Annotated in this window: 21 protein-coding genes; 15 read left to right on the forward strand and 6 right to left on the reverse strand. The window is 71.5% G+C overall.

The genetic code is table 11. The features are described 5' to 3' along the window. Window positions 1-7: 7 nt before the first annotated feature. Entirely contained in the window at window positions 8-1,255 is a 1,248-nt protein-coding gene (locus SACE_RS09970; protein WP_009948958.1) for a YibE/F family protein, read from the reverse strand. Continuing rightward, complete coding sequence (locus SACE_RS39905) at window positions 1,252-1,647, reverse strand: hypothetical protein (RefSeq protein ID WP_143538104.1); 396 nt, start codon at window positions 1,645-1,647, stop codon at window positions 1,252-1,254. Before SACE_RS39905 ends, SACE_RS09970 begins: the two co-directional genes overlap by 4 nt. A gap of 580 nt (window positions 1,648-2,227) precedes the next feature. Between SACE_RS39905 and SACE_RS09980 the strand changes: the two genes are divergently transcribed. Then, a complete protein-coding gene (locus tag SACE_RS09980; protein WP_009948956.1) occupies window positions 2,228-3,343 on the forward strand; it encodes an Rv2578c family radical SAM protein in 1,116 nt (371 codons plus the stop codon). A gap of 958 nt (window positions 3,344-4,301) precedes the next feature. Here SACE_RS09980 and SACE_RS09985 read toward each other — a convergent pair. Then, window positions 4,302-5,345, reverse strand: coding sequence for a hypothetical protein (locus tag SACE_RS09985; RefSeq protein ID WP_009948955.1), 1,044 nt, complete (start codon window positions 5,343-5,345; stop codon window positions 4,302-4,304). 996 nt (window positions 5,346-6,341) lie between these two features. On the opposite strand from SACE_RS09985, the gene aspS reads away from it, so the two are divergent. From aspS to SACE_RS10055, 14 genes are all read left to right on the forward strand, one after another. After that, window positions 6,342-8,162: an aspartate--tRNA ligase gene (gene aspS / locus SACE_RS09990; RefSeq protein ID WP_011873543.1), complete on the forward strand. Its 1,821-nt coding sequence runs from the start codon at window positions 6,342-6,344 to the stop codon at window positions 8,160-8,162. Between the two features lie 1,100 nt (window positions 8,163-9,262). After that, window positions 9,263-10,474 carry a phosphotransferase family protein gene (locus tag SACE_RS09995; RefSeq protein ID WP_011873544.1) on the forward strand — a complete coding sequence of 404 codons (1,212 nt, stop codon included), beginning with the start codon at window positions 9,263-9,265 and terminating at the stop codon, window positions 10,472-10,474. Between the two features lie 272 nt (window positions 10,475-10,746). Continuing rightward, the gene (locus tag SACE_RS10000) at window positions 10,747-11,484 is read left to right on the forward strand and encodes a GNAT family N-acetyltransferase (RefSeq protein WP_011873545.1); all 738 of its coding nucleotides are present in this window, start codon (window positions 10,747-10,749) and stop codon (window positions 11,482-11,484) included. A gap of 349 nt (window positions 11,485-11,833) precedes the next feature. Beyond that, window positions 11,834-12,217, forward strand: coding sequence for a hypothetical protein (locus tag SACE_RS10005; protein WP_231849963.1), 384 nt, complete (start codon window positions 11,834-11,836; stop codon window positions 12,215-12,217). A gap of 69 nt (window positions 12,218-12,286) precedes the next feature. Further along, entirely contained in the window at window positions 12,287-12,886 is a 600-nt protein-coding gene (locus SACE_RS10010; RefSeq protein ID WP_009950857.1) for a carbonic anhydrase, read from the forward strand. 94 nt (window positions 12,887-12,980) lie between these two features. Next, the gene (locus SACE_RS10015; protein WP_009950855.1) at window positions 12,981-14,492 is read left to right on the forward strand and encodes a SulP family inorganic anion transporter; all 1,512 of its coding nucleotides are present in this window, start codon (window positions 12,981-12,983) and stop codon (window positions 14,490-14,492) included. A 35-nt stretch (window positions 14,493-14,527) separates the two neighbouring features. Next, entirely contained in the window at window positions 14,528-15,889 is a 1,362-nt protein-coding gene (locus SACE_RS10020; protein WP_009950854.1) for a replication-associated recombination protein A, read from the forward strand. A gap of 530 nt (window positions 15,890-16,419) precedes the next feature. Further along, window positions 16,420-17,385 carry a 2-hydroxyacid dehydrogenase gene (locus tag SACE_RS10025; protein ID WP_009950853.1) on the forward strand — a complete coding sequence of 322 codons (966 nt, stop codon included), beginning with the start codon at window positions 16,420-16,422 and terminating at the stop codon, window positions 17,383-17,385. Between the two features lie 99 nt (window positions 17,386-17,484). After that, the gene (locus SACE_RS10030) at window positions 17,485-17,886 is read left to right on the forward strand and encodes a DUF948 domain-containing protein (protein ID WP_009950852.1); all 402 of its coding nucleotides are present in this window, start codon (window positions 17,485-17,487) and stop codon (window positions 17,884-17,886) included. Further along, window positions 17,883-18,182 (forward strand): hypothetical protein, encoded by a 300-nt coding sequence (locus tag SACE_RS10035; RefSeq protein ID WP_029622145.1) that lies wholly within the window; start codon window positions 17,883-17,885, stop codon window positions 18,180-18,182. Before SACE_RS10030 ends, SACE_RS10035 begins: the two co-directional genes overlap by 4 nt. A gap of 66 nt (window positions 18,183-18,248) precedes the next feature. After that, window positions 18,249-20,921: an alanine--tRNA ligase gene (alaS, locus tag SACE_RS10040; protein WP_009950848.1), complete on the forward strand. Its 2,673-nt coding sequence runs from the start codon at window positions 18,249-18,251 to the stop codon at window positions 20,919-20,921. After that, a complete protein-coding gene (gene ruvX / locus SACE_RS10045) occupies window positions 20,918-21,394 on the forward strand; it encodes a Holliday junction resolvase RuvX (RefSeq protein WP_009950847.1) in 477 nt (158 codons plus the stop codon). Before alaS ends, ruvX begins: the two co-directional genes overlap by 4 nt. Further along, window positions 21,391-22,617, forward strand: coding sequence for an endolytic transglycosylase MltG (gene mltG, locus SACE_RS10050; RefSeq protein WP_009950846.1), 1,227 nt, complete (start codon window positions 21,391-21,393; stop codon window positions 22,615-22,617). Before ruvX ends, mltG begins: the two co-directional genes overlap by 4 nt. Then, entirely contained in the window at window positions 22,604-23,458 is an 855-nt protein-coding gene (locus SACE_RS10055; RefSeq protein ID WP_009950845.1) for a shikimate dehydrogenase, read from the forward strand. Before mltG ends, SACE_RS10055 begins: the two co-directional genes overlap by 14 nt. Window positions 23,459-23,474: 16 nt before the next feature. Here the strand turns inward: SACE_RS10055 and SACE_RS10060 are convergent, their stop codons facing one another. The 3 genes from SACE_RS10060 to SACE_RS10070 all read right to left on the reverse strand — a co-directional run bounded on the left by SACE_RS10060 (window position 23,475) and on the right by SACE_RS10070 (window position 25,974). Beyond that, window positions 23,475-24,056 (reverse strand): hypothetical protein, encoded by a 582-nt coding sequence (locus tag SACE_RS10060; RefSeq protein ID WP_009950844.1) that lies wholly within the window; start codon window positions 24,054-24,056, stop codon window positions 23,475-23,477. Window positions 24,057-24,221: 165 nt separating this feature from the next. Continuing rightward, a complete protein-coding gene (locus SACE_RS10065) occupies window positions 24,222-25,406 on the reverse strand; it encodes an IS30 family transposase (protein WP_143538303.1) in 1,185 nt (394 codons plus the stop codon). A 298-nt stretch (window positions 25,407-25,704) separates the two neighbouring features. Beyond that, window positions 25,705-25,974 carry an HPr family phosphocarrier protein gene (locus SACE_RS10070; protein ID WP_009943063.1) on the reverse strand — a complete coding sequence of 90 codons (270 nt, stop codon included), beginning with the start codon at window positions 25,972-25,974 and terminating at the stop codon, window positions 25,705-25,707. Window positions 25,975-25,990 lie beyond the last annotated feature (16 nt).

Below are 25,990 nucleotides of genomic sequence, written 5' to 3' on the forward strand. Positions count from 1 at the left end.
GGGCGGTTCAGTCGCTCGTCTCCGGGCGCGGTCGGCGGCGGCCCGGGCGCTTCGGCGTCAGCCTGGTGGTCCCGGCGCCGGCGGCGGCGCCCTGGCTCGCCCGCGACGCCGCCGACGTGTCCGCGCCGCCCGCGGGCTCGCGGATCGCGACCGCGGCGGCGATCGCCGTGGTGATCGGCACCGCCGCGACGAGGCCGATGCTGCCGACGAGGGTGCGCACGACCTCCTGCGCGACCGCCTGCGTGGTGACGACCTCGGTGAAGGTCCTGCCCGACAGCGCGTAGGCGAGCAGCAGCGGCAGCGCGGCACCGGCGTAGGCCAGGACCAGCGTGTTCACCGCCGAGGAGACGTGGTCCCGGCCGATCCGCAGCCCGGATGTGTACAGCTGCCGCCACGACATCCCGGGGTCGGCCTTGCGCAGCTCCCACACCGCGCTGGTCTGGGTGACGGTCACGTCGTCGAGCACGCCGAGCGCACCGATCACGGTCCCGGCGAGCAGAAGGCCGCGTGCGTCGATGGGGGTGCCGAGCACGCCGATCAGGCTCGTGGTGTTCTCGTCGAGCCCGGTGAGTGCGGTGAGCCCGGCGAACACCGTGCTGAGCACGCCGATCAGCGCAAGGCTGAGCAGGGTGCCGAGCACGGCGGTCGAGGTGCGCGCGGAGAAGCCGTGCGTCAGGTACAGCACCACGAACATGATCAGCCCGGAGCCGACCACCGCCACCAGCAGCGGGTCCTCGCCGGCCAGGATCGCGGGCAGCACGAAGCCGACCAGCAGCACCAGGCTCACGCCCAGCGCTATGAGTGCCGCCAGGCCTTGCCAGCGGCCGAGCACGATCACCGCGGCGGCGAAGACCACCGCCAGCAGCATCAGCGAGCCACCGCGCTGGAAGTCAACGACCTGGTACGACGTCTCGCTCTCGGGATTGGCCCCGGCATAGGACAGCACGATGTCGTCGCCCACGGCGAACTTGGGGGTGCCCGGGTCGGTGGGCATGGTCTGCTCCATGACCCGGCCGGGCAGCGGCCCGTCCTGCATCAGCACGCGCAGCTTCACGCACATCTGCTCGCCCTCGACCGGCGCCCCCTGCGAACACGGCCCCGCCTCGGCCGCGATGACCTCGGCCTTCACCGGGTACTGCCCGAGGCCAAGGTCGGCGCCGGTGCGCTGCTGGTGGCCGAACGGGTAGAGCAGCAGCGTGCCGACGATCGCGGCCAGCGCGAACGGCACCAGCGCGAATGCGAGCAGCCGCTTCACCTGCCGCGACGCAGGGTCGGCCGGGCCGTGCCCGTGCCCGTGGCCGTGGCCGTGGCTCGGCGTCTCGTTCCGCCGTTGACGGCGCTCCCGGCCGGGCCCTTGACCCTGACCGTGGTCCGGCCCTTGATCCTCTTCCCGCGCGCGTCGACGGCTTCGACCCCGGCCGCGAGCGCTCGTGCCGGTGGTGTCCTCTGCTTCTTGGGAGCGTCCCTCCACGCCTTCGCTACCCGCGCCGTGTTCGGGCTCGGCGGCAGGCCGTCGCCGCTGAGGATCGGGCCGTGGGCGTCGCCGCCTGCCGGGCTCCTGCCCGGGGCCGCCGCCGGGCCGTCCGCGCCCCTGCGCTTGGCCTTCGCCGGGCTCCTGGGGTTCGCCGGGTTCAGGACGCTGACCACGCCCTGGGGGCGGCCGATGCCCCGATGCCTGTCCGGGGCTCGGAGCCTGTCCGGGCGCCGGTCCTTGACCCGGGCTCGGAGTCTGTCCCGGCGTCGGTCCCTGTCCTGGGCTCGGATGTCCCGGCGTCGGTCCCTGCTGTCCCGGGTTCGGTCGTTGTCCTGGGGGCGGCCCCTGTCCGGGGCGCCGCCGACGGCCCGGCGGGGGCTCCTGCCACTGGCTCTGCTCGAAATCCTGGTGCGGTGCCCCGCCGGGGGGCGGGTGACCTTCGACGTGCCGCCTGCCCGGCTCGTGCGCACCGGCGTCGGTGCCGTTGTCCGGCCTGCGATGCCGACGAGTCGGGCGATGCTCCTCGCCTCCTGGCGGTTGTGCTGGGGGATGGCCGTCGGTCACCCGCCAATCGTATTGGGCAACTGGCGGCTGTCGCTCGCAGTGCTCGTCGCGACGCCGTTCGGGACCACGGTGGGAGCGCGACCTGCCACCTCACGGAGACGTGCGCAGCGCTCAGTGACGACAGACACGATGGACTGAACAGCGACGACTCCACTCGACACGATCTCGAAACTGTGTTCGAATCGAGTCATGCGTTGGGAACAACAGCGGGTCGCCCCGCCCGCCGAACCGGGTACCACGCCGGAGCTGCCGCTGGCGCTGCCCGAGCGGGAGCCGGTGCGCGGCGGCCGGGCCGGGCTGCGGTTGCCGGAGCCGGTGCCGATCGAGGCGGGCACCGAAGACGCCTACGCCATCGAGATCCACGCGAAGTCGATCCTGAACCGGGTCCCGTCCGCGTCGGCGGTGCCGTTCGAGTGGACGCTCAACCCCTACCGCGGCTGCGGACACGCCTGCCGCTACTGCTTCGCGAGACGCACTCACACGTACCTGGACCTGGACGCGGGGCACGACTTCGACAGCAAGATCGTGGTGAAGGTCAACGCGGGGGCGCTGCTGCGCCGCGAGCTGGCCGGCCCCCGCTGGACGGGCGCGCCGATCGCGATGGGCACCAACACCGACCCGTACCAGCGGGCGGAGGGGCGTTACCGGCTGATGCGCGAGATCCTGACCATCCTGCGGGAGCGGGCCAACCCGTTCTCGATCCTCACCAAGGGCACTCTCATCCTGCGCGACATGGACCTGATCCTGCGTGCCGCGGAGGTCGCGAAGGTTTCGGTCGCCGTGTCGATCGGCTCGGTCGACGAGGTGCTGTGGCGCAAGGTCGAGCCCGGGACGCCCTCGCCGCTGCGAAGGCTCGAGGTCGTGCGGCGGTTCGCCGAGTCCGGGCTGGGGTGCTCGGTGCTGATGGCGCCGGTCCTGCCGGGGCTCAGCGACTCGCCGGAGCAGATCGACGAGACCGTGGCCGCCCTGATGGCGGCAGGTGCCTCCAGCATCACGCCGCTGACCCTGCACCTGCGCCCGGGCGCGCGCGAGTGGTACCACCGCTGGCTGCGGGAGGAGTACCCGCGCCTGCTGCCGATGTACGAGCGGCTGTACCGCAACGGCGCATACGCCCCGAAGTCCTACCAGCGCCACATCGCCGAACTGGTCGAGGAAGCGAAAGGGCGTCATGGCGGCAGTGGTGAAGCCGACCCGAATTTCCGGGAAGCCGCGCAACCGGTGGACGCCGAAGCGGCGGAGGACACCAGACCACGCGCCGCCGTGGCCGCCCGCCAGCAGGGGGAGCAGCAGATGACCCTGTTGTGACCGATGGGCGGGCTCATGACAACGTGCGCCGGGCCGGTCGGTGGCCAAGCGGGCAGGGTCGGTCGGTGGGCGGCGGGCAAACGTTCAGAGCAGTGCGCGGCGCTGAGTGCCGGACGGTGGGCAGCAGGAACACGAGCACGACAGTGGACGTGGGGCGGTGCGGTCGACGGACCTGTGGCCTTGCGACCGACAGCGGACGACCATGGCACGGCACCGCCGGACGGCGGGCAGGAAGCCGACCACCGCACACACCGGGGGAATAGCCGGCAAGCGGACGACCGGCCCCCGCGGCACTCGTCTGGTGGCCGGGCGCTGATCGCCGGGGTCGAGGCAAATGGCCGCAAGACTGCGCTCTCTGTTGGCCGACGCCGGCTGCGTGGGCGGCACGCTGGTGGTGGCCGTTCGTTCGCCGACCGCCGATGGAACGATGCCGTGCTGCCTGGACCTCGGGCCCGCCGGCTGTGGCTCGCTGACCGCGCGAAAGGGCGGTCGTGGCGCGTCGTCGGGAGGGTGCTCCCGGCGGTTGCGCTGCGGATTCGGGCTGCCGCGGCCGATGCCGGTCGCCGGCTGTGACCGGTTGTGCGCTGCAGCGATAGGTGCTCCTCGCTGGTTTTCCCCTGGGCCATAACGGGGTTCGTCAATAGTCCCACCACGGCGGAGGTGGAATTCGCATCTCGTGACGCGAAACGTCCAACCTTTGCAGAAAACGATTTCCCGAACTGTTGCCGCGATTACGAAAGTTTCCTTTAGGTGAATTGAGTGTCAATCATGTCTGCGGCTCATCGAATTGGCCCAACGACCAGGTTTGGCGATTACGTTTCGTGCTTGTCCGGTTCGCTCGTTCGGCGGAGCAGGCGCCCGATCGTTCGGCGCAGCGGGCTTCCCGTCGATCGGCGCAGCGGTCGCCGCGCACACCGAACGGCCGACCCGGCGTCCGGGTCGGCCGTGGAGGAGCTGGTCAGGCGCGCGGGGCCGGGCTCGGCTGCTGCGGCGCCGGGGACGCCGGGGCATCGGGGTCCCACCGGACGCCGAAGACGCCCATGCCGAAGTCGAGGGCGACGGCGTGCGTGCGGCCGTAGCGGTCGACCGCCAGCGACTTGGGCTGCTCGACCTCCTGGCCCGACGAGTCGCCGACGTAGCTCTCGCACTTCCGCGGGGGATGCGCCGGGTCGAACTGCAACTCGATGACGTACTGGCGCACCGGTAATCGGAACACCCGGCAGAAGGAGTGGTCGTCCTCGTTGAGCCCTGTCGGCGGCTCGATGATCTCGTACTCGATCAGGATCGTCTCGCCCCGCGCGAGCGCGCGGTCGAACAGCAGCTCGGCGACCACCATGTCGCGGGCGTGGTCGGTGAGCACCTGGCCGAGGCGGCACGACCGGATCGGCCGGATGATCGGCGGCGTCTCGCTTGACGAGGCGCCGTCGAACATGATGATCCACCGGTCGGCGCCGTTGCACTCGGCCCGGATGAGCTTGCGGGTGCGGATCTTGCGGAGCTCGCCCTGGTCGTCGACGTGCACCACGTCGTGGTGGCTGAGCCGGGTGAGCTTGCTGTCGTGGCTGGTGTCGATCCTGGTGAGCAGTTCGACGGCCGACTCGTTGTCGGCCCAGAACGCGCTCAGCGGCGGTGCGTCGCTGGAGGCCTGCCGGGTGCGGCCGCGCGGGCGCGGTGGACCGAGCAGTGCCGACAGCGCGCCTTCCGGTACGCCGAGCACGCTTTCGAGCTGTTGCAGCGCCAGCAGCGAGTCCGGACGCTCCGGCCTGCGGCGGCCGGACTGCCAGTAGCTGAGGGCGGTGATGCTGACGGGGGTGCCTCGGGCGCGCAGGCGGTGCTGGATGCGCTCCAGGCTCAGTCGGCTGGATCGGATCGCCGTCCGCAGGGCGGCCTCGAACGGACCGGTCCGCAGCAGTTCGGCCAGTTCGGCTGAGATGGAGCTCTCACGGTCGCCGCGGACGACGGCCGAAGCGCCCGGACGTATCTCGGTTTTCGGACCGGTCATCGTCACTCCTCGTGTCCGCCGAATTCCGAACTAAACCTAATGAGTGGATCAAAGATATGCAACGACCGGGTACCGGATTGGCCCTAGTACTTAAGGATGGGATGAAGTCGACTTAAGGAGGTGTCGGATCCGGGCCAGGCTCGCAACAATGCCTGGCCCTGTCGCGGCGCCCCGCGAATCAGTTGAATTGTGTACCGTCTGCGGCCTAATTGGTATCGACCATTCGCGTGCCCTGGTCACCGTCCGACGTCCGAAGGCGCGCTCGGCCCGACCAGAGCCGGCGGCTTCGGCCCGACCACGCTGGCGGCCTCCGGGCTTCGGCGGCTGCCCCGCGTAGCTCTGCCCCGCCCCAAGCGGAGCTGGCAGCGGAGGACGCGGTTCAACTGCCGCACCCCAGGTCCGGCCGACCTGATCCCCGCGACTCGCCGACCTGGTCCCTGCGACTCGCCGACCTGGTCACCGTGACGCACCGCCGCACCCGCGAGCACCGCGATCACGGCTGCTCCCGCTGTCGCGCTGCTACGCCTGTTGCGCCTCCCTTACCGCTGCGCCCGCTGTCACCGCCGCGTCCACTGCCGACCTGATCGCCGCGACTCGCCGCCTCGCCCAGGTCGGTGGTGCTGGTCCCTGCCACACACCGCCCGCACCCGCTGTCGCGCCCACGTCTGCCTACCGCGCTGCGCCCGCTGTCGCGCATCGCCCGTTCGCCGCGCCGCTCACCGCCGAGCCCGCCTGCCGCGCCGCGCCGACTCGCCGCGCCTGCCTGCCGCGCCCGCCTCCTCACCGCCGAGCCCGCCTGCCGCGTCGCGCCGCCTCGCCGCGCCGCGCTCCCGGCCACCCCGTGGAGAGAAACCTGCTCGACGGCACCCGTGCCCCGTTGGCTAGCCTTGGAGCCTCGCGTCCTCGCTGCAGCGGCCCCACGAGCAAGGGTGCCGGCGCCGGGGCGCGCCACACACCGAACCACGCGCCGTCCACGTCAAGAGGAGCTCAGTACCCGTGATGCGCACGCACGAGGCCGGATCGCTTCGCGCCGGTCATGCCGGGCAGTCCGTCACCCTGGCCGGGTGGGTGGCCCGTCGCCGCGATCACGGTGGGGTGATCTTCATCGACCTCCGCGACGCCTCGGGTGTCGCCCAGGTCGTCTTCCGCGAGGGCGAGATGGCCGAGCGCGCCCACCGGCTGCGCTCGGAGTTCTGCCTGCGCATCACCGGCGAGGTCGTGCGCAGGCCCGAGGGCAACGAGAACCCCGAGATCGGCACCGGCGACATCGAGGTCACCGCCACCGAGCTGGAGGTGCTCTCCGAGTCCGCCCCGCTGCCGTTCCCGCTCGACGAGCACTTGGAGGTCGGCGAGGAGACCCGCCTGCGCCACCGCTACCTGGACCTGCGCCGCAACGGCCCGGCCAAGGCGATGCGGATGCGCAGCGAGGTCAACCGCATCGCCCGCGACGTCCTGCACGGCCGCGACTTCGTCGAGGTCGAGACGCCGACGATGACGCGCTCCACGCCCGAAGGCGCCCGCGACTTCCTGATCCCGGCCCGCCTGCAGCCCGGCAACTGGTACGCGCTGCCGCAGTCGCCGCAGCTGTTCAAGCAACTGCTGATGGTCGGCGGCCTGGAGCGCTACTTCCAGATCGCCCGCTGCTACCGCGACGAGGACTTCCGCGCCGACCGCCAGCCCGAGTTCACCCAGCTCGACATCGAGATGAGCTTCGTCGACCAGGACGACGTGATCGAGCTGGGCGAGGAGATCATCAGCGCTCTGTGGCGCGAGACCGCGGGCCACGAGATCCCGCGCCCGATCCAGCGCATGACCTACGCCGACGCGATGGCCCGCTTCGGCACCGACAAGCCCGACCTGCGCTTCGGTCTCGAGCTCACCGAGATGACCGAGTACTTCGCGGACACGCCGTTCCGGGTGTTCCGCGCGCCCTACGTCGGCGCGGTCGTGATGCCCGGCGGCGCCGACCAGCCGCGGCGCCAGCTCGACGCCTGGCAGGACTGGGCGAAGCAGCGCGGCGCCAAGGGCCTGGCCTACGTGCTGGTCGGCCAGGACGGGACGCTTTCCGGCCCGGTGGCCAAGAACCTCTCCGACGGCGAGCGCGACGGCCTGGTCAAGGCGGTCGGGGCGGCCCCCGGCGACTGCGTTTTCTTCGCCGCGGGCGATCGCTCCTCCTCGCGGGCCCTGCTGGGCGCGGCGCGGCTGGAGATCGGCGAGCGCTGCGGACTCATCGACCACGACGCGTGGTCGTTCGTGTGGGTCGTCGACGCCCCGATGTTCGAGTCGATCGACGACACCGACGACGTCGCGGTCGGCTCCGGCCGCTGGACCGCCGTGCACCACCCGTTCACCTCGCCGAACGCCGACTGGGTCGACAACTTCGAGTCCGACCCGGCCAACGCGCTCGCCTGGGCCTACGACATCGTCTGCAACGGAAACGAGATCGGCGGCGGCTCCATCCGTATCCACCGCTCCGACGTGCAGAAGCGGGTGTTCGAGCTGCTCGGCATCAGCGAGGAGCAGGCGCAGGACAAGTTCGGCTTCCTGCTGGAGGCGTTCAAGTACGGCCCGCCGCCGCACGGCGGCATCGCCTTCGGCTGGGACCGGATCTGCATGCTGCTGGCGGGCGCGGACTCGCTGCGCGACGTCATCGCCTTCCCCAAGAGCGGTGGCGGCTACGACCCGCTGACCGGCGCGCCGTCGCCGATCACGGTCGAGCAGCGCAAGGAGGCGGGTGTGGACGCCAAGCCCGCGGCGAAGGTCGGCGACGAGAGCATCTCGGTGTTCCCGCCCGGCGTGGTCGAGAAGCAGGGCTGAGCACCGCCGGATAGCGGGCACGGACCGGCTACGGCCGGTTCACCGCTGAATGGCATCGGCGAGAACTGGCATCGGTTCGGGGACTGCCCCGGAGTCGGAACGCTCCGACTCCGGGGCAGTCCCGTGCGAGGCGGACCCGTGAAGAGGTTCGGCGCAGGGGAGCGGCCGACGTACGTCGCGAGCGTCGGGTGTTGCGTCGCAAGATCCTCCACAGCAGACGGACCGGGAGCCGGGCCGCGCCGGGAGCATCGCAGGGCCACACCGGACGGACAGGGCGACCGCGGGTAACGAGTCCCGCGCTACCGGCGCCGGGCCGGTCGCTCCGACGGGGAAACTTGCGCGTCCGAGACGGTTCCAGGGGATTCATACCGTCGTCACCCTGCGGATGCGAATGCCGATCGGGTGTACGAGGGACCGCACTTCCGGGTGAGGAGTGGCGATCTTGGGTAGTCGGCGGCTCGGTCCGCCAGCCACCCGAACGTGCTGTCGCAGAGGTGTTCGGTCGGCCGTTGGCCGCAGGTGGTCCTCGGCGCTGCTTCGTGGGCCGCGGGCCTTGGCGGGGTCGGTCGTCCTCGGCGTCTGCGTCGTCGGTGGCTTTGTCGAAGCCGGCGTCGTTGGTGTCGTCTGGCGGAAGGCGGGTTTCGTCGTGGTCGGCCGGGTGTTCGTTCCCGTAACGACGGCGCCCCCGGTCGGTTACGGCGTCGGGGCAGGCGATTTCCGCTCCGCGGGTAGTACGTGGTCGCGGACGGGGTCCCGCGCGGCTGAGAGCGGAGCGCCCGCGCATCCGCGGGCACCCGCGACGTGCGGCCGACGGCCGACCGGCCGCGCACGGAAGGGAAATCCCGGCAGGACAAGGACTCGGAAGTGTCGTACAGCGCGCTCCGACGGGGTAAACAGGAAGGTGGGTCGCGGGTTCTTCGCTCGCATGCAACGCCGGCGATGCGGGGTTCCGTCATCGTCGAGGGAGTGCCCGGCGGCCCGTCGGAAAGGAGTCGGCCGCCTTGGCGAACACACAGCGTTCCTGGCTAACCACCAGTTGTGTGTCACTTGACCGGTCATGCCCGTTCGGGTTCGGGCAATGGGGGTAGGGTCTGGAGACGATGAGCGTGGAGATCACCACCGGCCCGCCGGAGGTCCGGATCCCTGCGAGCACGGAGGTGACCGATACGGTCGCCACGGCTGAAGCCGTGCTCAGCAGGCGTACGGGAGCCGCAGTGCGGCTCGCCGATGCAGAAGACCTCGGCGGGAGCGACCGTTCGGTCGTGATGCGGGTCAGGGTTGCCGAGTCCCCCTTCGAGCTGCCCCGGACCCTCGTGGTCAAGCACTACGGGGCCTGTCCGGACTCGGCTCGCTCCGACCCGTTCGCGCACGAGGCGGCGAGCTGCCAGCTCTCGACCGCGCTGCCGCCGGAGATGCGGGTCGGCCCGGAGCTGATCGCTCACGACGTCAACGAGCGCGTGCTGGTGCTCGAGGACCTCGGCCGCGGCTCGACGCTGGCCGACGTGCTCTTCGCCGACGACCCGCGCGCCGCCGAGCGCGCCCTGCTGGCGTGGGCGCGGGCGCTGGGCAGGCTGCACACGACGATGGCGGGCAGCGAGCCGGACTTCGACGCGCTCATGCGCAGGCTGGGCACCAGGTCGTGGACCGACCCGGTGGCCGACGACATCCTGCGGTCCCTCTCGGAGCTGCCGGACCTGCTGGAGCAGACGCTGGCGGTGCGGACCCCTCCCGGAATCGCCGAGCGGCTGGCCGACGCGTCCGAGCTGCTCGGTCCGAGCCGCTACCGCTCGTTCAGCCCGTCGGACATCTGCCCGGACAACAGCCTCGTCACCGGCACCGGCGTGCGGTTCCTGGACTTCGAGTGGGGCTGCGTGCGCGATGTCGCGCTCGACGCGGCCTACCTGCAGTACCCGTTCCCGTCGTCGTGGTGCTCCTACGCCCTGCCGGACAACCTGGCCGAGAGCATGCTCTCGACCTGGCGGTCGGAGATCGTCGAGGTGTGGCCGGAGCTCGACGACGACGAGGTGCTGATGCCCAGGCTGTTCGACGCGCAGCTGCTGTGGGTCTGGGTGTCGACGTGGTGGTTCCTGCCGCGCACCGGCGAGACCGACCGGCCCATCGACCTGCACATGCCCTCGCCGCGCCGCAGCACGGCGCTGGTGGACCGCTGGCGGCACCTGCGTGCCGACGCCGAGTCCGCGGGCATGACCGAGCTGGCCGAGTACGCGGGGCGCCTGGTGGACGCGCTGGTCGACCGGTTCGGCGCGGGCGCGCTGCACCTGCTGCCCTACCCGGCGTTCCGGAACGAGTGATTCGGCCAAGCCGGCTGACGTGTCGGCGCAAGCCGCCTGAACGGGCCGCTGAGACGTTCGATTGCGAGCAGTGGCAAAAGGGCCTCGCGCCTGAACCCCTGAGGAGCTTGGCGGTCCTCTCAGGGGCGGCACGGCGCCGTCCGAACGCACAGGGGTCCCGTTCCGTGTCGGGTGGTTCCGTGCGCGAGCCTCGCCCGTGTGCCGGAAAACGGGTCGCCCACAGGCCATGCATCGCTATACATTTCCGTGGGAAATGATGCATGGAGGCTTCCTTGGCGACCGACCAGGTGGATCCGCACGAGGTCGAGCGCGCGGCGGCGGCGACGTGGCCCGCGTCGACGGTGCGGTCCGAGGCGGGGTGGCTGCTGCGCCACTGCGGCGTGCTCGACCGCAAGCGTTCGAACTCGGCGCTGCCGCCGGCCGCGGTCGACGATCCCGCTGCGGCGGCCGAACGGGTGGAGCGCTTCTACGCCGGGCGCGGCGCACGTCCGGTCGTCCAGGTGAGTCCGCTGGAGGCGCACCGCGAACTCGACGAGTTCCTCGCCGGTCGCGGGTACGCGGCTGTCGCCAGGACCGACGCCATGGTCGCCGGCACCGCGGACGTGCTTGCCCGTGCGGTAGCGCGCGAGTTCGCCGTCCGGCTGGACGCCGGGCCGCACGACGGCTGGTTCGCCGCCGGGGCCGCGGCGGGGCGACCGGTGGAGCCGGGGCTGGCCGCTGTGCGCGCCCCCGCGCGATTCGCGATCGCTTTCGCCGGACGGGTTCCGGTGGGCGTCGGCCTGTTCGCCCTGGCCGGGCGGTGGTGCGGGGTCTACTGCATGGCCACCGCCGCGGGGTGGCGCAGGCGCGGTGCGGCCGGGACCTTGCTGCGCGCGGGTGCGCGGTGGGCGGCCGAGGCGGGCGCCACGCGGATGTTCCTCCAGGTCGAGGAGGACAACCCCGGCGCGGCGCTGCTCTACGAGCGCGCCGGCTTCGCGCGGTCGCACGGTTACCACTACCGGGTCCGATAAGTCCGAATTAACTGGCAGTGGGTGCGGCAGGGGATGAACTCGCTCGAGCGTCGCTCGTCTGGGTTACCCTGATCACACTTTTTGCCGCCTCTGGGCGTGGATGCGCCTGTGGTGCCCCTTGGTCCCGAGTGTCCGCAACGGTCCTTTCGGGTGGATTCGCAGGTGGCGGGGCGGGGAAGTCGCATTAGCATTTCTTCATTTTTCGGCGGACGCTACCCGATCCGCGACTTGCGAAGAACCCACAGGTATCGGATACCTTGAGTTCAACGTTTCGATACTTCCCTTCTCTAGTGTCGACGAGGACACCGGGGGAGCTCCCCTCGTCGTATCCACATAGTGGGAGGATCCAGTGGCGAGCACGGCTTGGCGCATCACGAGAGCAGGAATATTCCTGCTATTCGTGGTGCTGCTGACCGTCCTCGGCCCGCTGCAGAGCTCGGCGAGTTCCGGGCCGGTGTTCCAGTCCGGCTCGTCGAAGTCCGAAACCGAGAAGCACGAGCACCGCGAAGGGCACAAGCTCCGCGAGCGGCTGCCCGGAATCGCGCTGCACCGAAGGGCTTACGTGCCCCGCGAGCTCGGCCGCAGGCCGCTGCCGCACAGCATGCAGCACGGCATCCGGGACCGTCAGTTCGCAGACCAGGAGGTCCGCTACCGGCCCCGGCTCGCCGTGCTTCCCGAAGAACGGGTCAGATCACTGCATTCACCCGCCCTGCTCCAGGTGTTCCGGCACTGAGGAAACGAGCCCGAAACACGGGTTTCACGTGCCGACAACACAAGTGTTCACCTTGAGCAGGGGCGAGCAATGAATTTCGACCACTTCGTGCACCACGCACGTCGTCATCCCGGCATGCTCCCGGAGACCCGGCGCAGGCAACTGGCCGCGGGTCAGCAACCGGTGGCATTGTTCATCGGCTGCTCGGACTCCCGGGTGGTCCCGTCGCAGATCACCGGCGCCGAGCCTGGGAAGCTTTTCGAGTTGCGGACGGCGGGGAATGTCGTCCCGACTTACACGCCGGATTCGGCTTCCAGTGAAATGGCCACGATCGAATACGCGGTCATCGTGCTGGGCGTCCCCGAGATCATCGTGTGCGGGCACTCGCACTGCGGCGCGGTGACCGCGCTCAGCGCGGCCGGGCGCGGGCTGGAGCAGCTGCCCGCGATGCGCACCTGGCTCGGCACCGACGGCATGCCGGGCGTCGAGCAGGGCCCGGAGGACCCGAGCGTCCGGACCGAGAGCAAGCGCCACCTGCGGGCACAGCTCGACACGCTGCGGTCGTACCCGTTCATCCGCGAACGGATCGACGCGGGGCAGCTGCGCCTGCACGGCTGGTTCTACGAGATCGACACCGGCCTGGTCTCGGCCTGCCCGCACGACGACGTCGAGGAATTCCTCCCGCTGTAACGCGACCGCCCCACCACGCACGCCCGCATGCGCCTACGGATGCGGGCGCGCTTCCTCATTCGTTTTTCCGCTTCGATCTCCGCAGGAGTGCAAAGTGACGACTCAACTCGAATCGCCACGCTCGGAGGTGCGCCGCACCGCACCGCGCTGGCCGAAGCAGACCCTCGGCGCCGACCTCGGCGCCTCCCTCGTGGTCTTCCTGGTCGCCCTGCCGCTGTGCGTGGGCGTCGCCGTCGCCTCCGGCGTGCCCGCCGAGCTGGGCATCATCACCGGTGTCGTGGGCGGCATCGTGGTCGGGCTGCTGCCCGGCAGCTCGATACAGGTCAGCGGCCCGGCGGCCGGGCTGACGGTGCTGGTCGCCTCGGCTGTCAGCCAACACGGCCTCGGCACCCTGGGCGTGATCGTGGCCGGGGCCGGGCTGCTGCAGATCATCATGGGCGTCGGCCGCATCGGCAGCTGGTTCCGGGCGATCTCCCCGTCGGTGGTGCAGGGCATGCTCGCCGGCATCGGCCTGGTGCTGATCCTCGGCCAGATCTACCCGGTCGGCGGCCTGCCCCAGCCGGCCCACACACCGGAGAAGTTCGCGGGCATCCCGGACCTGCTGGTGACCGCGACCACGACCGCGACCGGTATCAGCGGCCTGGCCGTGGCGGCGCTGACGCTGGTGGTCGCCGCGCTGTGGCAGAAGATGCCCGAGAAGATGCGGATGGTGCCCGGCGCACTCGTCGCCGTCGTCGTGGCCAGCGCCGTGACGCTGGTGCTGGCCCTGCCGATCAAGAAGATCGAGGTCGGCTCGCTGCTGGCCGCCGTCAACGTCCCCAGCGTCGATGCCTGGGGCGGGCTGGTCAGCCCGGCGGTGCTCGGCTCGATCGTGGCCTTCGCGCTGATCGCCTCCGCGGAGAGCCTCTTCAGCGCCGCCGCCGTCGACCGCATGCACACCGGGCCGAAGACCCAGTACAACAAGGAACTGATCGCGCAGGGCGCGGGCAACACGGTGTGCGGTTTCCTCGGCGCGCTGCCCATGACCGCGGTGATCGTGCGCAGCGCCACGAACGTGCAGGCGGGCGCCCGGACCAAGCTGTCGCGGGTCCTGCACGGCTGCTGGCTGCTGCTGTTCGTGATGATGCTCCCGGGGGTGCTCAACTACATCCCGACCGCCGTGCTGGCCGCCCTGCTGATCCAGGCCGGCTGGAAGCTGCTGGAGCTGCGCCAGGTGGCGGCGCTGGTGCGCGAGCACCGCTCGGAGGCGTTCGTGCTGGTTCTGACGGCGGTCATGATCGTGGCCACCGACCTGCTCATCGGCACCCTGGTCGGCCTCGGCGTGGCGATCATCAAGAGCGCGTGGGAGATGTCGCGGCTGTCGGTCGAGTCGCACCACCAGGACGACCACGTGCGCGTGGAGTTCGGCGGCAACGCGACGTTCCTGCGGCTGCCCAGGCTGCTGGACCACCTGGAGCGGCTGCCCGACGGCAAGAGCGTGCACCTGGACCTGACCATGGTCCGCCACCTCGACCGGGCCTGCCACCAGGCGGTCGAGCACTGGGTCGCCCAGCGCAGGCGCTCCGACCACGACGTGGAGCTGGCGCTGCCCGGCCGGACCGGCTGACCGGGCCGGTCGGGGGTGACCGGTAGCGTCGAGGCGTGACTGAGGGCCTGTTCGACGATGGCTTGTTCGGCGCCGAGGCCGATGACCGCGCGGGCGAGCGGCTGGCCGAGAACGCCCCGCTCGCGGTGCGGATGCGGCCGCGGTCGCTGGACGAGGTGATCGGGCAGAAGCACCTGCTGGGGCCGGGCGCACCGCTGCGCAGGCTGGTGGAGGGCGCGGCCCCGGCGTCGGTGCTGCTCTACGGGCCGCCCGGCACCGGCAAGACGACGCTGGCGAACCTGGTGTCGCTGGCGACCGGACGCCGGTTCGTCGCGCTCTCGGCGCTGTCGTCGGGCGTCAAGGAGGTCCGCGCGGTCATCGAGGAGGCCAGGCGCAGGCTGGGGCGCACGGCCGAGGCCACGGTGCTGTTCATCGACGAGGTGCACCGCTTCTCCAAGACCCAGCAGGACGCGCTGCTCGGCGCGGTCGAGGACCGCACCGTGCTGCTGGTGGCGGCGACCACGGAGAACCCGTCGTTCTCCGTGGTCGCCCCGCTGCTTTCACGCTCGCTGGTGCTGCAACTGCGCAGCCACGGCGAGGACGACATCCGCGAGCTGGTCCGCCGCGCGGTCGCCGACGAACGCGGCCTCGGCGGTGCGCTGGAGCTGGAACCGGAGGCCGAGGCGCACCTGGTCTCCCTGGCCGGCGGCGACGCGCGGCGGGCGCTGACCGCGCTGGAGGCCGCGGCCGAGTCGGCGGCCTCGACCGGTTCGGACAAGATCGACCTGACAACCGTCGAGGCCACCGTCGACCGGGCCGCGGTGCTCTACGACCGCGACGGCGACCAGCACTACGACGTGGTCAGCGCGTTCATCAAGTCCATCCGCGGATCCGACGTGGACGCCGCGCTGCACTACCTGGCCCGGATGGTGGAGGCAGGCGAGGACCCCCGGTTCATCGCCCGCAGGCTCGTGGTGCACGCCAGCGAGGACATCGGCATGGCCGACCCGACCGCGTTGCAGGCCGCGGTCGCCGCCTCGCAGGCGGTGCAGTTCATCGGGATGCCCGAGGGCAGGCTCGCGCTGGCCCAGGCGACCATCCACCTGGCGACCGCGCCGAAGTCCAACGCGGTGATCACCGCGATCGACGAGGCGCTGGGCGACGTGCGGGCCGGCAAGGCAGGGCCGGTGCCGCCGCACCTGCGCGACGGCCACTACGCGGGCGCGAGCCGTCTGGGCAACGCGCAGGGCTACCGGTACCCGCACGGCAGGACCGAGGGCGTGCTCGCGCAGCAGTACCCGCCGTCGGAGCTGGTGGGCCGGGACTACTACAACCCGACGGGGCGAGGCGCGGAGCGCACGCTCGCCGATCGCGTGCCGAAGCTGCGCGGCATCATCCGCGGGGAGACACCGGGCTGAAGGCCGCTGCGCATCGGGGAGGCAGGCGCCCGCCCCACCGGTCCCGTTTGAGTGTTCTCCGGAGCGGCGGTGGCCGGGCCGGCGCCCGGCCGAGGTAACGGCACCCGGGGCAACGGCACGCTGCCGCCGTGGCGGGGAGCCGTCGGTGCGTTGGTCGGCCGCGGCGGAGTCCGATGGAAGGGGGCGCCGGGCCGTCGCGAGGTTGCGGCGCGCGAAGCGGTGCTCAGCACCGCGGGCAGACCCACTTGCCGGTGCCCTGCACCGGGATCATCGGGCCGCCGCAGATGGGGCAGGTCTGGCTCCTCAGCACTCGTGCCGATCGGTCGGCGAGCCTCGCCGTCATGTCCGCTCCTGGTCGTTCATCCACCCGGTCATCGGCTGCCGCGGACTCGATCAAGAGCACGCAGACGGCGGTACCTGCGTAGTGAAAGCGGGGGACGTCGCGGGCCCGGAAGACGCCGGAGACCTCCGATCTGGTCACGGGTAGATTCGCGCTGCCCGGCGGAGCGTCCGAACGGATTGGGGTAGTCGTGGACAGGCGGATCGTGGTCACCAGGTCGGTGCCGGAGTCGGCGCTGGACGTGCTGCGCACGGCGGGGGAGGTGCGGGTTTGCGGCCAGGACCGGCCGCTGGAGGTCGCCGAACTGCACGAGGCGGTGCGCGGGGCGGATGCCATCGTGTCGATGCTGCACGACCGCGTCGACGACGCCGTGGCCGACGCCGCGGGGCCCGGTCTGCGGATCGTGGCCAACGTCGCGGTCGGGTACGACAACGTCGACGTCGCCGCGCTCAGCCGGCGCGGCATCGCGGTCACCAACACCCCGGGCGTGCTGGTCGACGCGACCGCGGACCTGGCGTTCGGCCTGCTGCTCTCGGTCACCCGGCGCCTGGGCGAGGGCGAGCGGCTGCTGCGGGCGCGGCAGCCGTGGAGCTTCCACCTGGGTTTCATGCTCGGCACCGGTCTGCAGGGCAAGACGCTGGGCATCGTCGGGCTGGGCGAGATCGGGCAGGCGGTGGCCCGGCGGGCCAGGGCGTTCGGGATGCGCATCGCCTACACGGGCCGGCGCCGCGCGGCCGCCGAGGTGGAGACCGAGCTCGACGCCCGCTACCTCGCCCAGGACGACCTGCTGCGCGAGTCCGACGTCGTGTCGCTGCACTGCCCGCTGACCGAGCAGACCCGGCACCTGATCGGCGAGCGCGCCCTCGGCCTGATGAAGCCGAGCGCGGTGCTGGTCAACACCAGCCGTGGTCCGGTCGTCGACGAGCGGGCGCTGGCCACCGCGCTGCACGAGGGACGGATCGCCGGAGCGGCGCTGGACGTCTTCGAGCGCGAACCGGCCGTCGAGCCTGCTCTGCTGGAGCTGGACAACGTCGCGCTCGCCCCGCACCTGGGGTCGGCGACGATCGAGACCCGGACCGCGATGGCCGAGCTCGCGGCCCGCAACGTGGCGGCCGTGCTCGGCGGGAACGCGCCGGTCACGCCGGTGGCGGGGTAAGCACGGGACTCGCTCGGCCGTTCGGTAACCTGACCGCGATCAATCCACCGGCAGTGTGACCGGTGGCCGCACACCACGTGGAAAAAACGGGAGGGGCACGTGACGCCCACGCAGATCGCCGCGCTCATCGCGGCAGGCGCGTTCGTGCTGCTGGTCGTGCTGCTGGCGATCCCGCTGGTCAAGCTCGGCCGCACGCTGGACGAGGCGACCGTCGCGATCCGCAAGGCGCACGAGAACTCCGACCCGCTGTTCACCGGCGCCAACACGACGCTCACCCACGTCAACACCCAGCTCGAGCGGGTCGACGGCATCACCGCCAACGCCAAGACCGTCAGCGGCAACGTCTCGGCCTTGTCCTCGCTGTTCACGGCTACACTTGGTGGGCCGTTGGTGAAGACCGCGGCCTTCTCCTACGGGGTCAGCAAGGCGCTGCGCGCCCGGCGCAAGCGCAAGGAAGAGCCCGCGGGCAGGCACTCCCGGCGCAAGGGTGGTCGCAAGTGAGGCGCATGTTCTGGTTCGGCGCCGGTATCGCCGCCGGTGTCGCGATTAGCCGCAAGCTCGGCGAGACCGCGCGCAAGGCGACCCCGACCGGGGCGGCCGAGCAGCTCGGCGGTGCGATGCGCGAGCTCGCGGGAGCGGTCGGGTCCTTCGGCGCGGACGTCCGCGCCGGGATGAGCGAGCGGGAGCAGGAGCTGCACGAGGTGGCCGAGCGCGCCGACGGCTCCTACCGCGCGACCGGCACCGACGACGACGCCCGGCGGGCGCGGGAGCGGCGAGCTCGGCGGGCGGGACGCTGACGCCGGAGCGTCCGCGCGTCCCGCCGCCACCGATCTCCCGACACCGCCCACCTCGAAGGACCCACCGTGCAGACCCACGAGATCAACCAGCGCTTCACCGAGCACTTCCGCAAGGCCGGGCACACCGTGGTGCCCAGCGCCTCGCTGATCCTGGACGACCCGACGCTGCTGTTCGTCAACGCCGGGATGGTGCAGTTCAAGCCCTACTTCCTGGGTGACGCCCCGGCGCCGTACCCGCGGGCCACCAGCATCCAGAAGTGCGTGCGCACCGGTGACATCGACGAGGTCGGCAAGACCACCCGCCACAACACGTTCTTCCAGATGGCGGGCAACTTCTCCTTCGGCGACTACTTCAAGGAAGGCGCCATGGAGCACGCCTGGGGGCTGCTCACGAGCTCCCAGGCCGACGGCGGCTACGGATTCGACCCGGAGCGGTTGTGGGTCACCGTCTTCGAGAAGGACGAAGAGGCCGCCGCGCTGTGGCAGAAGGTCACCGGCATCCCCGCCGAGCGGATCCAGGTGCGCGACGCCAAGGACAACTACTGGGACATGGGCGTGCCCGGTCCCGGCGGCCCCTGCTCGGAGATCTACTACGACCGCGGCCCGAAGTACGGCCGCGAGGGCGGTCCGGTCGTCGACGAGGACCGCTACATCGAGATCTGGAACCTCGTGTTCATGCAGGACATCCGAGGTGAGCTGCCGCCAAAGGAAGGGCACCCGCCGATCGGCGAGCTGCCGACCAAGAACATCGACACCGGCATGGGCGTCGAGCGGGTCGCCTGCCTGCTTCAGGGCGTGGAGAACGTCTACGAGACCGACCTGGTCCGCCCGGTCATCGCCAAGGCCGAGGAGCTCTCCGGCCGCAGCTACGGCGCCAACCACGAGGACGACGTCCGCTTCCGCGTGATCGCCGACCACGCCCGCTCCGGCGTGATGCTCGTCGGCGACGGCGTCACCCCCGGCAACGAGGCCCGCGGCTATGTGCTGCGCCGCCTGCTGCGCCGCATCATCCGCTCGACCCGCCTGCTCGGCGTGCACGAGCCGGTGCTGGGCGAGTTCGCCGCGGTCGTGCGCGACGCGATGGCTCCGAGCTACCCGGAGCTGGTCACCGAGTTCGACCGCATCGACTCGGTGATGCGCAACGAGGAGGACGCCTTCCTGTCCACCCTCACCGCGGGCTCGAAGATCTTCGACCTCGCCGTCGCCGACACCAAGAAGGCAGGCGGCACCCAGCTCGCCGGTGCCAAGGCGTTCCAGCTGCACGACACCTACGGCTTCCCGATCGACCTGACCCTGGAGATGGCCTCCGAGCAGGGCCTCTCGGTCGACGAGCACGGCTTCCGCGAGCTGATGAGCGAGCAGCGCCGCCGCGCCAAGGAGGACGCCAAGTCCCGCAAGTCAGGCCACGGCGACCTGTCGACCTACCGGACGCTGCTGGACCAGCACGGCACCACCGAGTTCCTCGGCTACACCGACCTGCAGGCGCAGAGCCGGGTGCTGGGCCTGCTGGTGGACGGGGTGCCCGCGAAGTCGGCCGCCGCGGGCACCGAGGTCGAGCTGATCCTGGACCGCACCCCGTTCTACGCCGAGGGCGGTGGCCAGATCGCCGACACCGGCAGGCTGACCGGTCCGGGCGTGGAGGTCGAGGTCCACGACGTGCAGCGCGCGGTGCCCGGCCTGTTCGTGCACCGGGCCAAGGTCACCGCGGGTGAGCTGGGCGTCGACACCAGCCTGGAGGCGGCCGTCGACTCCAAGCGCAGGCACGCCATCGAGCGCTCGCACTCGGCGACGCACCTGGTGCACGCCGCGGTCCGCAGCGCCTACGGCAAGCGCGCCGCGCAGGCCGGTTCGCTGAACTCGCCCGGCCGGATGCGCTTCGACTTCACCGCCCCGGCCGCGGTGTCGGGCGCGGTGCTCGGCGGCGTCGAGGAAGAGGTCAACAGCTACCTGCAGAACGACGTCGAGGTGCAGTCCTACACCACGACCATGGACCGGGCCATGGAGCTCGGTGCGGTCGCGCTGTTCGGCGAGAAGTACGGCGACCAGGTGCGCGTGGTCGACATGGGCGACTACTCCCGCGAGCTGTGCGGTGGCACCCACGTCGGCCGCATCGGCCAGCTCGGCGTGGTCAAGCTGGTCGCCGACTCCTCGGTCGGCTCCGGCGTGCACCGGGTCGAGGCGCTGGTCGGCATGGACGCGATGCGCCACATCAGCAAGGAGCACCTGCTGGTCAGCCGGCTCGCCGAGCAGTTCAAGGTGCCCGCCGAGGAGCTGCCCGAGCGCATCGCCGGTGTGGTGAGCAGGCTGCGCAGCGCCGAGAAGGAGCTCGAGCAGCTGCGGGTCGCCCAGGTGCTGCAGTCGGCGGGCGAGCTGGCAGGCAAGGGCACCGACGTGCACGGCGTGACGCTGGTGGCCGAGCAGGTCCCCGACGGCGTCGACGGCGGCGCGCTGCGGGCGCTGGCCGGCGAGGTGCGCGGACGGCTGGGCTCCCGGCCCGCCGTGGTCGCGCTGTTCTCCGCCGACGGCGACAAGGTCAGCTTCGTGGTCGGTGTCAACACCCCGGCCCAGGACCTCGGGCTCAAGGCGGGCAAGCTCGTGCCTTCCTTCGCCGCCGAGGTCGGCGGCCGCGGCGGCGGCAAGCCGGACATGGCCCAGGGCGGCGGCTCGAACCCGGCGGGCATCACCGCCGCGATCGCCGCGCTGCGCACCGGTCTCGATCAGGCGGTGGCTCGCGGGTGAACGCGCAAGGCAGCGGGCACCGGCCCGGCCCCGGACGGCGTCTGGGGATCGACGTCGGTGCGGTCCGCGTCGGCGTCGCGCTCAGCGACCCGGCGCCGATGCTGGCCACCCCGCTGGTCACGTTGCAGCGCGATGTCGAAGGCGGTGGCGATCTCGGCAGGCTCGTCGAGATCGTCGCCGAGCACGAGGTTGTCGAGGTCGTCGTCGGCATGCCCAGGACGCTCGCGGGCAGGCACGGCCCGGCGGCCGAGGCCGCCGAGAGCTACGGCACCGCGCTCGCGGAGCGGATCGCCCCGGTGCCGGTGGTCTACTCCGACGAACGGCTCACCACCGTCACCGCCAGCCGGATGCTGAGCAAGCGCGGCGTGCGCGGTAAGAAACAACGGGCCGTGGTCGACCAGGCCGCGGCCGTCGAGATTCTGCAGGCGTGGTTGGACTCCCGGGGGAACACGACTCGAGAGGAACTTTCGTGAGCGACGATCTCGGACTGTTCGCAGACGATTCCGGGGAGACGACGCGGCCGCGCGGGCGCAGGCAGGTGCGGGAGGAGCGGGAGCGGTTCCGCCGTCGCCGCCGCCAGCGCTCGGTGACCGCGCTGGCGGGTTTGTTCGTCCTGCTGCTGGTGGGCACCGGGGTGGTCTACGGCGTCAGCCAGTTCCTGCAGATCGGCACCTACGACGACTACCAGGGCCAGGGCACCGGCGACGTGGTCGTCGAGGTCGAGTCCGGTGACACCGTCAGCGCCATCGGCACCAAGCTGCGCCAGGCCGACGTGGTGGCCAGCACCAAGGCGTTCATCAAGGCAGCCGAGAACAACCGGCAGATCAACGGCATCCAGCCGGGCTTCTACCTGATGAAGTCGAAGATGTCGGGTGCGGCCGCGGTGGCCCACATCCTGTCGCCCGCGGCCAAGACCGGGCGGGTCGAGGTCCGCGGCGGGCAGCGGCTGGAGGACCAGCTGACCCCCGACGGCGGGCACTCACCGGGCATCCTGACCAAGCTCGCGGACGCCACCTGCGCGGGTGCGCAGGGCAGCAGGCCGTGCACGACGCCCGAGCAGATGCACGAGATCGCCGCGACCGCGGACCTGGCCTCGCTGGGCGTGCCGGAGTGGGCGCTGGAGGGCGCCTCCAAGGCCGAGCCCAAGCGCCGCCTGGAAGGCCTGATCATGCCGGGCATCTACGACATCAAGCCCGGTGAGGCACCCGAGGAGGTGCTGCGCCAGGTCGTCACCAAGTCGGCGGCGAACCTGGAGGCCGCGGGCATGCCGCAGGCCGCCGAGGCGACCGGGCACTCGCCCTACGAGGTGCTGATCATCGCCTCGCTGGTACAGAGCGAGGGCATCGAGAAGGACTTCCCGAAGGTCTCCCGGGTGATCTACAACCGGCTGACCCACCCGGTGATCAAGCTCGGGCTCGACTCGACGATCAACTACCCGCTGGACAAGCCGACGCTGCTGACCAAGCCGGAGGACCGGCAGCGGCCCGGGCCGTACAACACCTACCAGAACTACGGCCTGCCGCCGACGCCGATCTCGACGGTCAGCAAGGAGGCCGTCGCCGCGGCCGAGAAGCCGGAGGAAGGCGGCTGGAAGTACTTCGTCAAGTGCTACCCGGACGGCACCTCCTGCTTCGCCAACAACCAGCAGGAGCACCAGGCCTTCATCGACGAGGCGCGCAGGCGTGGCGCGTTCTGAGGCCCGCCGGGCCGCCGTCGTCGGCAAGCCGATCGAGCACTCGCTCTCGCCGGTGCTGCACGGCGCCGCCTACGCGGAGCTGGGGCTCGGCGACTGGACCTACGAGCGGATCGAGGCCGACGCCGACGAGCTGCCGGGGCTGGTCGGCGGTCTCGGTCCGGAGTGGGCCGGGCTGTCGGTGACGATGCCGGGCAAGCGCGCCGCGCTGGCCCTCGCCGACGTGGTGACCGACCGCGCCGCCGCGGTCGGGGCGGCCAACACCCTGACCCCGCGTCCAGGCGGCGGCTGGGCGGCCGACTGCACCGACGTCGAGGGGGTGACCGGCGCGCTGCGCGCGGCGGGAGGCTTCACCACCGGGCACCGGGCGCTGCTGCTGGGCGCGGGCGGTACCGCCGCCGCGGCGCTGGCGGGGCTGGCCGAACTGGGCGTCCGCGAGGTGGTGCTCGCGGTGCGCGAGCCCGCCAGGGCGGGCGAGGCGCTGGAGACCGCGCAGCAGGTGGGCCTGCGGGTGCGGACCGAGCGGCTCGATGAAGTGGACCTCGCGGCCGAGGTGCCGGCCGCCGACGTCGTGGTCTCGACGCTGCCCGCCGGTGCCGTGGACGCCCACGCGCCGGCGCTGGCGCGCGCCGCGTGCCTGCTCGACGTCGTCTACCACCCGTGGCCCACACCGCTGTCCACCGCGGTGGCCGACGCCGGGGGCCGGCTGGCGACCGGCCTGGACATGCTGCTGCACCAGGCGTTCGGGCAGGTCGAGCAGTTCACCGGCCGCACCGCTCCGCGCCGTGCGATGCGCGACGCGCTGGCGGCGGCGACCGGCGGGCAGGTGCCCCTCCCGCTGTGAGCGACGCGCGCTCGCCTCACCGGTAGGTGGCGTCGGCAGGGGAGCCGCCCTGCACCTGCTCGATGCGTTCGGCCTGCATCGCGGCCAGCCGCTGCGCCACCTCGGTGTCCTTGGACTCGTCGGTGATGACGGCGACGACGGTGCCCACCCGCAGCACCACCCGCGTCTCGTCGGAGTCCTGGTAGGCGTGGCTCTCGTCGCCGACGGCGGGCAGGTCGATCTCGGTGAGCTCGTCCTTGCCGCCCAGCCAGTCCACCAGCGCCCGATACCGGGATCCGGCGCCGTCCGGGGTGCCGAAGGCCTGCAGGCCGACGGTCGCCGAGTCGCCTCCTGGCCGCTCCAACTCCTGCTTCGCCACGACCAGGACACCTTGGCAACCGGCCTCGGTGTCGTACCGGCAGCCGTTCACCGCGTCGTCGCCGGCGGCGAGCCTGGAGTCGGAGCCGTCGGCCGACCAGCCGGCGGGCAGCGCGCCGGCGTCGGGGAGGGCCTGCCGCACCTGCTGCGGGTTCAGCGGTGCGCCCGAGCCGCCACAGCCGGACAGGGCGGCCACCAGCGCCGCCGACAACGCCCCGCGCGCCCACATCTGGTCGTCCATCTTCCATCCCCTCGGCCGCTGCGGTGTGGGTCCCGGGTGGGACGCGGCACGATCATGGAAGGTTCCGGTGCGAACTGTCGAGCATTGCCGGTCCACCGGGGACGGCCGCGCACGCACGAGGGCCCCTGCCGTGGCGGATTCAAGGGGTCGTCGCAACACAGGTGATTAACTGGCTTTGGTCAGGAGCATAGCGAGGCGCTCGGCTGGGGAGTCCCAGCCGAGCGTTTTGCGTGGTCGCCCGTTGAGCTGTTGGGCGACGTGCTCGAGGTCCTCGGGTCCGTAAGTGCCGAGGTCGGTGCCCTTGGGGAAGTACTGGCGCAGCAGTCCGTTGGTGTTTTCGTTGGTACCGCGCTGCCAGGGACTGGCCGGGTCGCAGAAGTAGACCGGCATGTCGGTGGCCATGGTGAACTGCTTGTGGCGGGCCATCTCGGCTCCCTGGTCCCAGGTCAGCGAGCCACGGAGGTGATTCGGCAGCGTTGTGATCGTCGCTACGAGTCCGTCCCGGACCGTTTCGGCGTCGTGCCCGTTCGGTAGGTGGACCAGCATGGTGTACCGCGTGGTGCGCTCTACCAGGGTGCCGATCGCGGACTGGCTGCCAGCGCCAATGATCAAGTCTCCCTCCCAGTGGCCGGGCACGGCCCGGTCGGCGGCCTCGGCGGGGCGGTCGCTGATCATCACCATCGGGTCGATGAACCGCGCGGTGCGCTGGTTCGGGTTGCGGCGTGGCTTGCGGCGGGTCCGGCCGGTGCGGATCGCGGCCTGTACTTCGCGTTTGAGACCACCGCGGGCCTGGAAGTACAGCGCCTGGTAGATCGTCTCCACGCTCACTCGCATCCTCTGGTCGCCGGGATGCTCCTTGCCTAGAGCGTGGCAGATCTGCTCCGGTGACCAGCGCTCGCGCAGGCCATCGGCCACGAACTGGCGTAACGGGCCCTGCGCGATCAGCTTGCGTTGCTTCGGGCGTGGCCGACGGGCGGCCGCCGCGCGGTGGGCCGCATATGGCTGGTAGCCGCCGTGGGTGGAGTTCGCGCGGATCTCCCGCAAGATCGTGCTGGCTGAGCGCCCCAACGCGCTCCCGATGTCCCGCAGTGAGTGGCCCTCGGCCCGCAGGTCCCGGATCCGCTCCCGCTCCACCAAGGTCAGCAGCCGGGGATGCAACTGCTTGTCCAGTGCGGACAGCTTGGGCGCTGGGGAGTTCACGTCGACGATCGTGCTGGTGCCCGTCGCGTAATCGACACGAACCCCGTTCGGGTAGGTCCGCGCGTTCCGGCTCTTGCGGACCCCGTAGTCCCAGTCCTTCGCCGTGCGCTCGTTGATGCCCACCCGCTCGGCCGCCCGACGTCGGGCCACACCCTCGGAACGCAACCGCTCGTACTCCTCGCGCCGTGGGTGTCGACGCGACGCTCGAATCGACCGCCGCCCAGCCTGCCGGGCCCAACCAAAGGCCGTGTTCCGGTTCAGGCCCAGCTCACGGGCCGCCACAGTGACGCTCCCAACCGCATCAAGCCGGTCCAGGAAACGTTGCTTCAGCTCGGCACGGTCACCCTCACATGCCACGGTCCTCGCAACTCCCACAGGTCGCAGGTGTTGCGAGGACCGCTAGAACCCCCGCGTCCGGCAGGGGCCCTCGCTGGTCGCGGGAGGCGGCTCAGCTCTCGTCGAGGTCCGAGCCGACGAGCTGGACGAGGTGGTCGAGGGCGGCCTCGGCGCCCTCGCCCTCGGCCGAGAGCACGACCTCGTCGCCGTGCGCCGCGCCCAGCGTCATCAGGCCGAGGATGCTGCCCGCCTCCACCGGCTGGGTGTCGTCCTTGCGGATCGTGATCTTGACCGACTGCGCGGCGGCGGCCTTGGCCACCAGGGCAGCCGGACGCGCGTGCAGTCCCACCTTGCTCGCCACGGTGACCCGTCGCTCAGGCATGGATGCTCCGTTCTCG

Source organism: Saccharopolyspora erythraea NRRL 2338 (assembly GCF_000062885.1).
GTDB lineage: Bacteria > Actinomycetota > Actinomycetes > Mycobacteriales > Pseudonocardiaceae > Saccharopolyspora_D > Saccharopolyspora_D erythraea.

Bases quoted from the DNA above. Each gene is read 5' to 3' on its own strand.
- SACE_RS10010 (WP_009950857.1), top strand. From the start codon at position 12,287: ATGAATTTCGACCACTTCGTGCACCACGCACGTCGTCATCCCGGCATG.
- SACE_RS09980 (WP_009948956.1), top strand. From the start codon at position 2,228: ATGCGTTGGGAACAACAGCGGGTCGCCCCGCCCGCCGAACCGGGTACC.
- SACE_RS09985 (WP_009948955.1), bottom strand. From the start codon at position 5,345: ATGACCGGTCCGAAAACCGAGATACGTCCGGGCGCTTCGGCCGTCGTC.
- SACE_RS10070 (WP_009943063.1), bottom strand. From the start codon at position 25,974: ATGCCTGAGCGACGGGTCACCGTGGCGAGCAAGGTGGGACTGCACGCG.
- SACE_RS10060 (WP_009950844.1), bottom strand. From the start codon at position 24,056: ATGGACGACCAGATGTGGGCGCGCGGGGCGTTGTCGGCGGCGCTGGTG.
- SACE_RS09995 (WP_011873544.1), top strand. From the start codon at position 9,263: ATGAGCGTGGAGATCACCACCGGCCCGCCGGAGGTCCGGATCCCTGCG.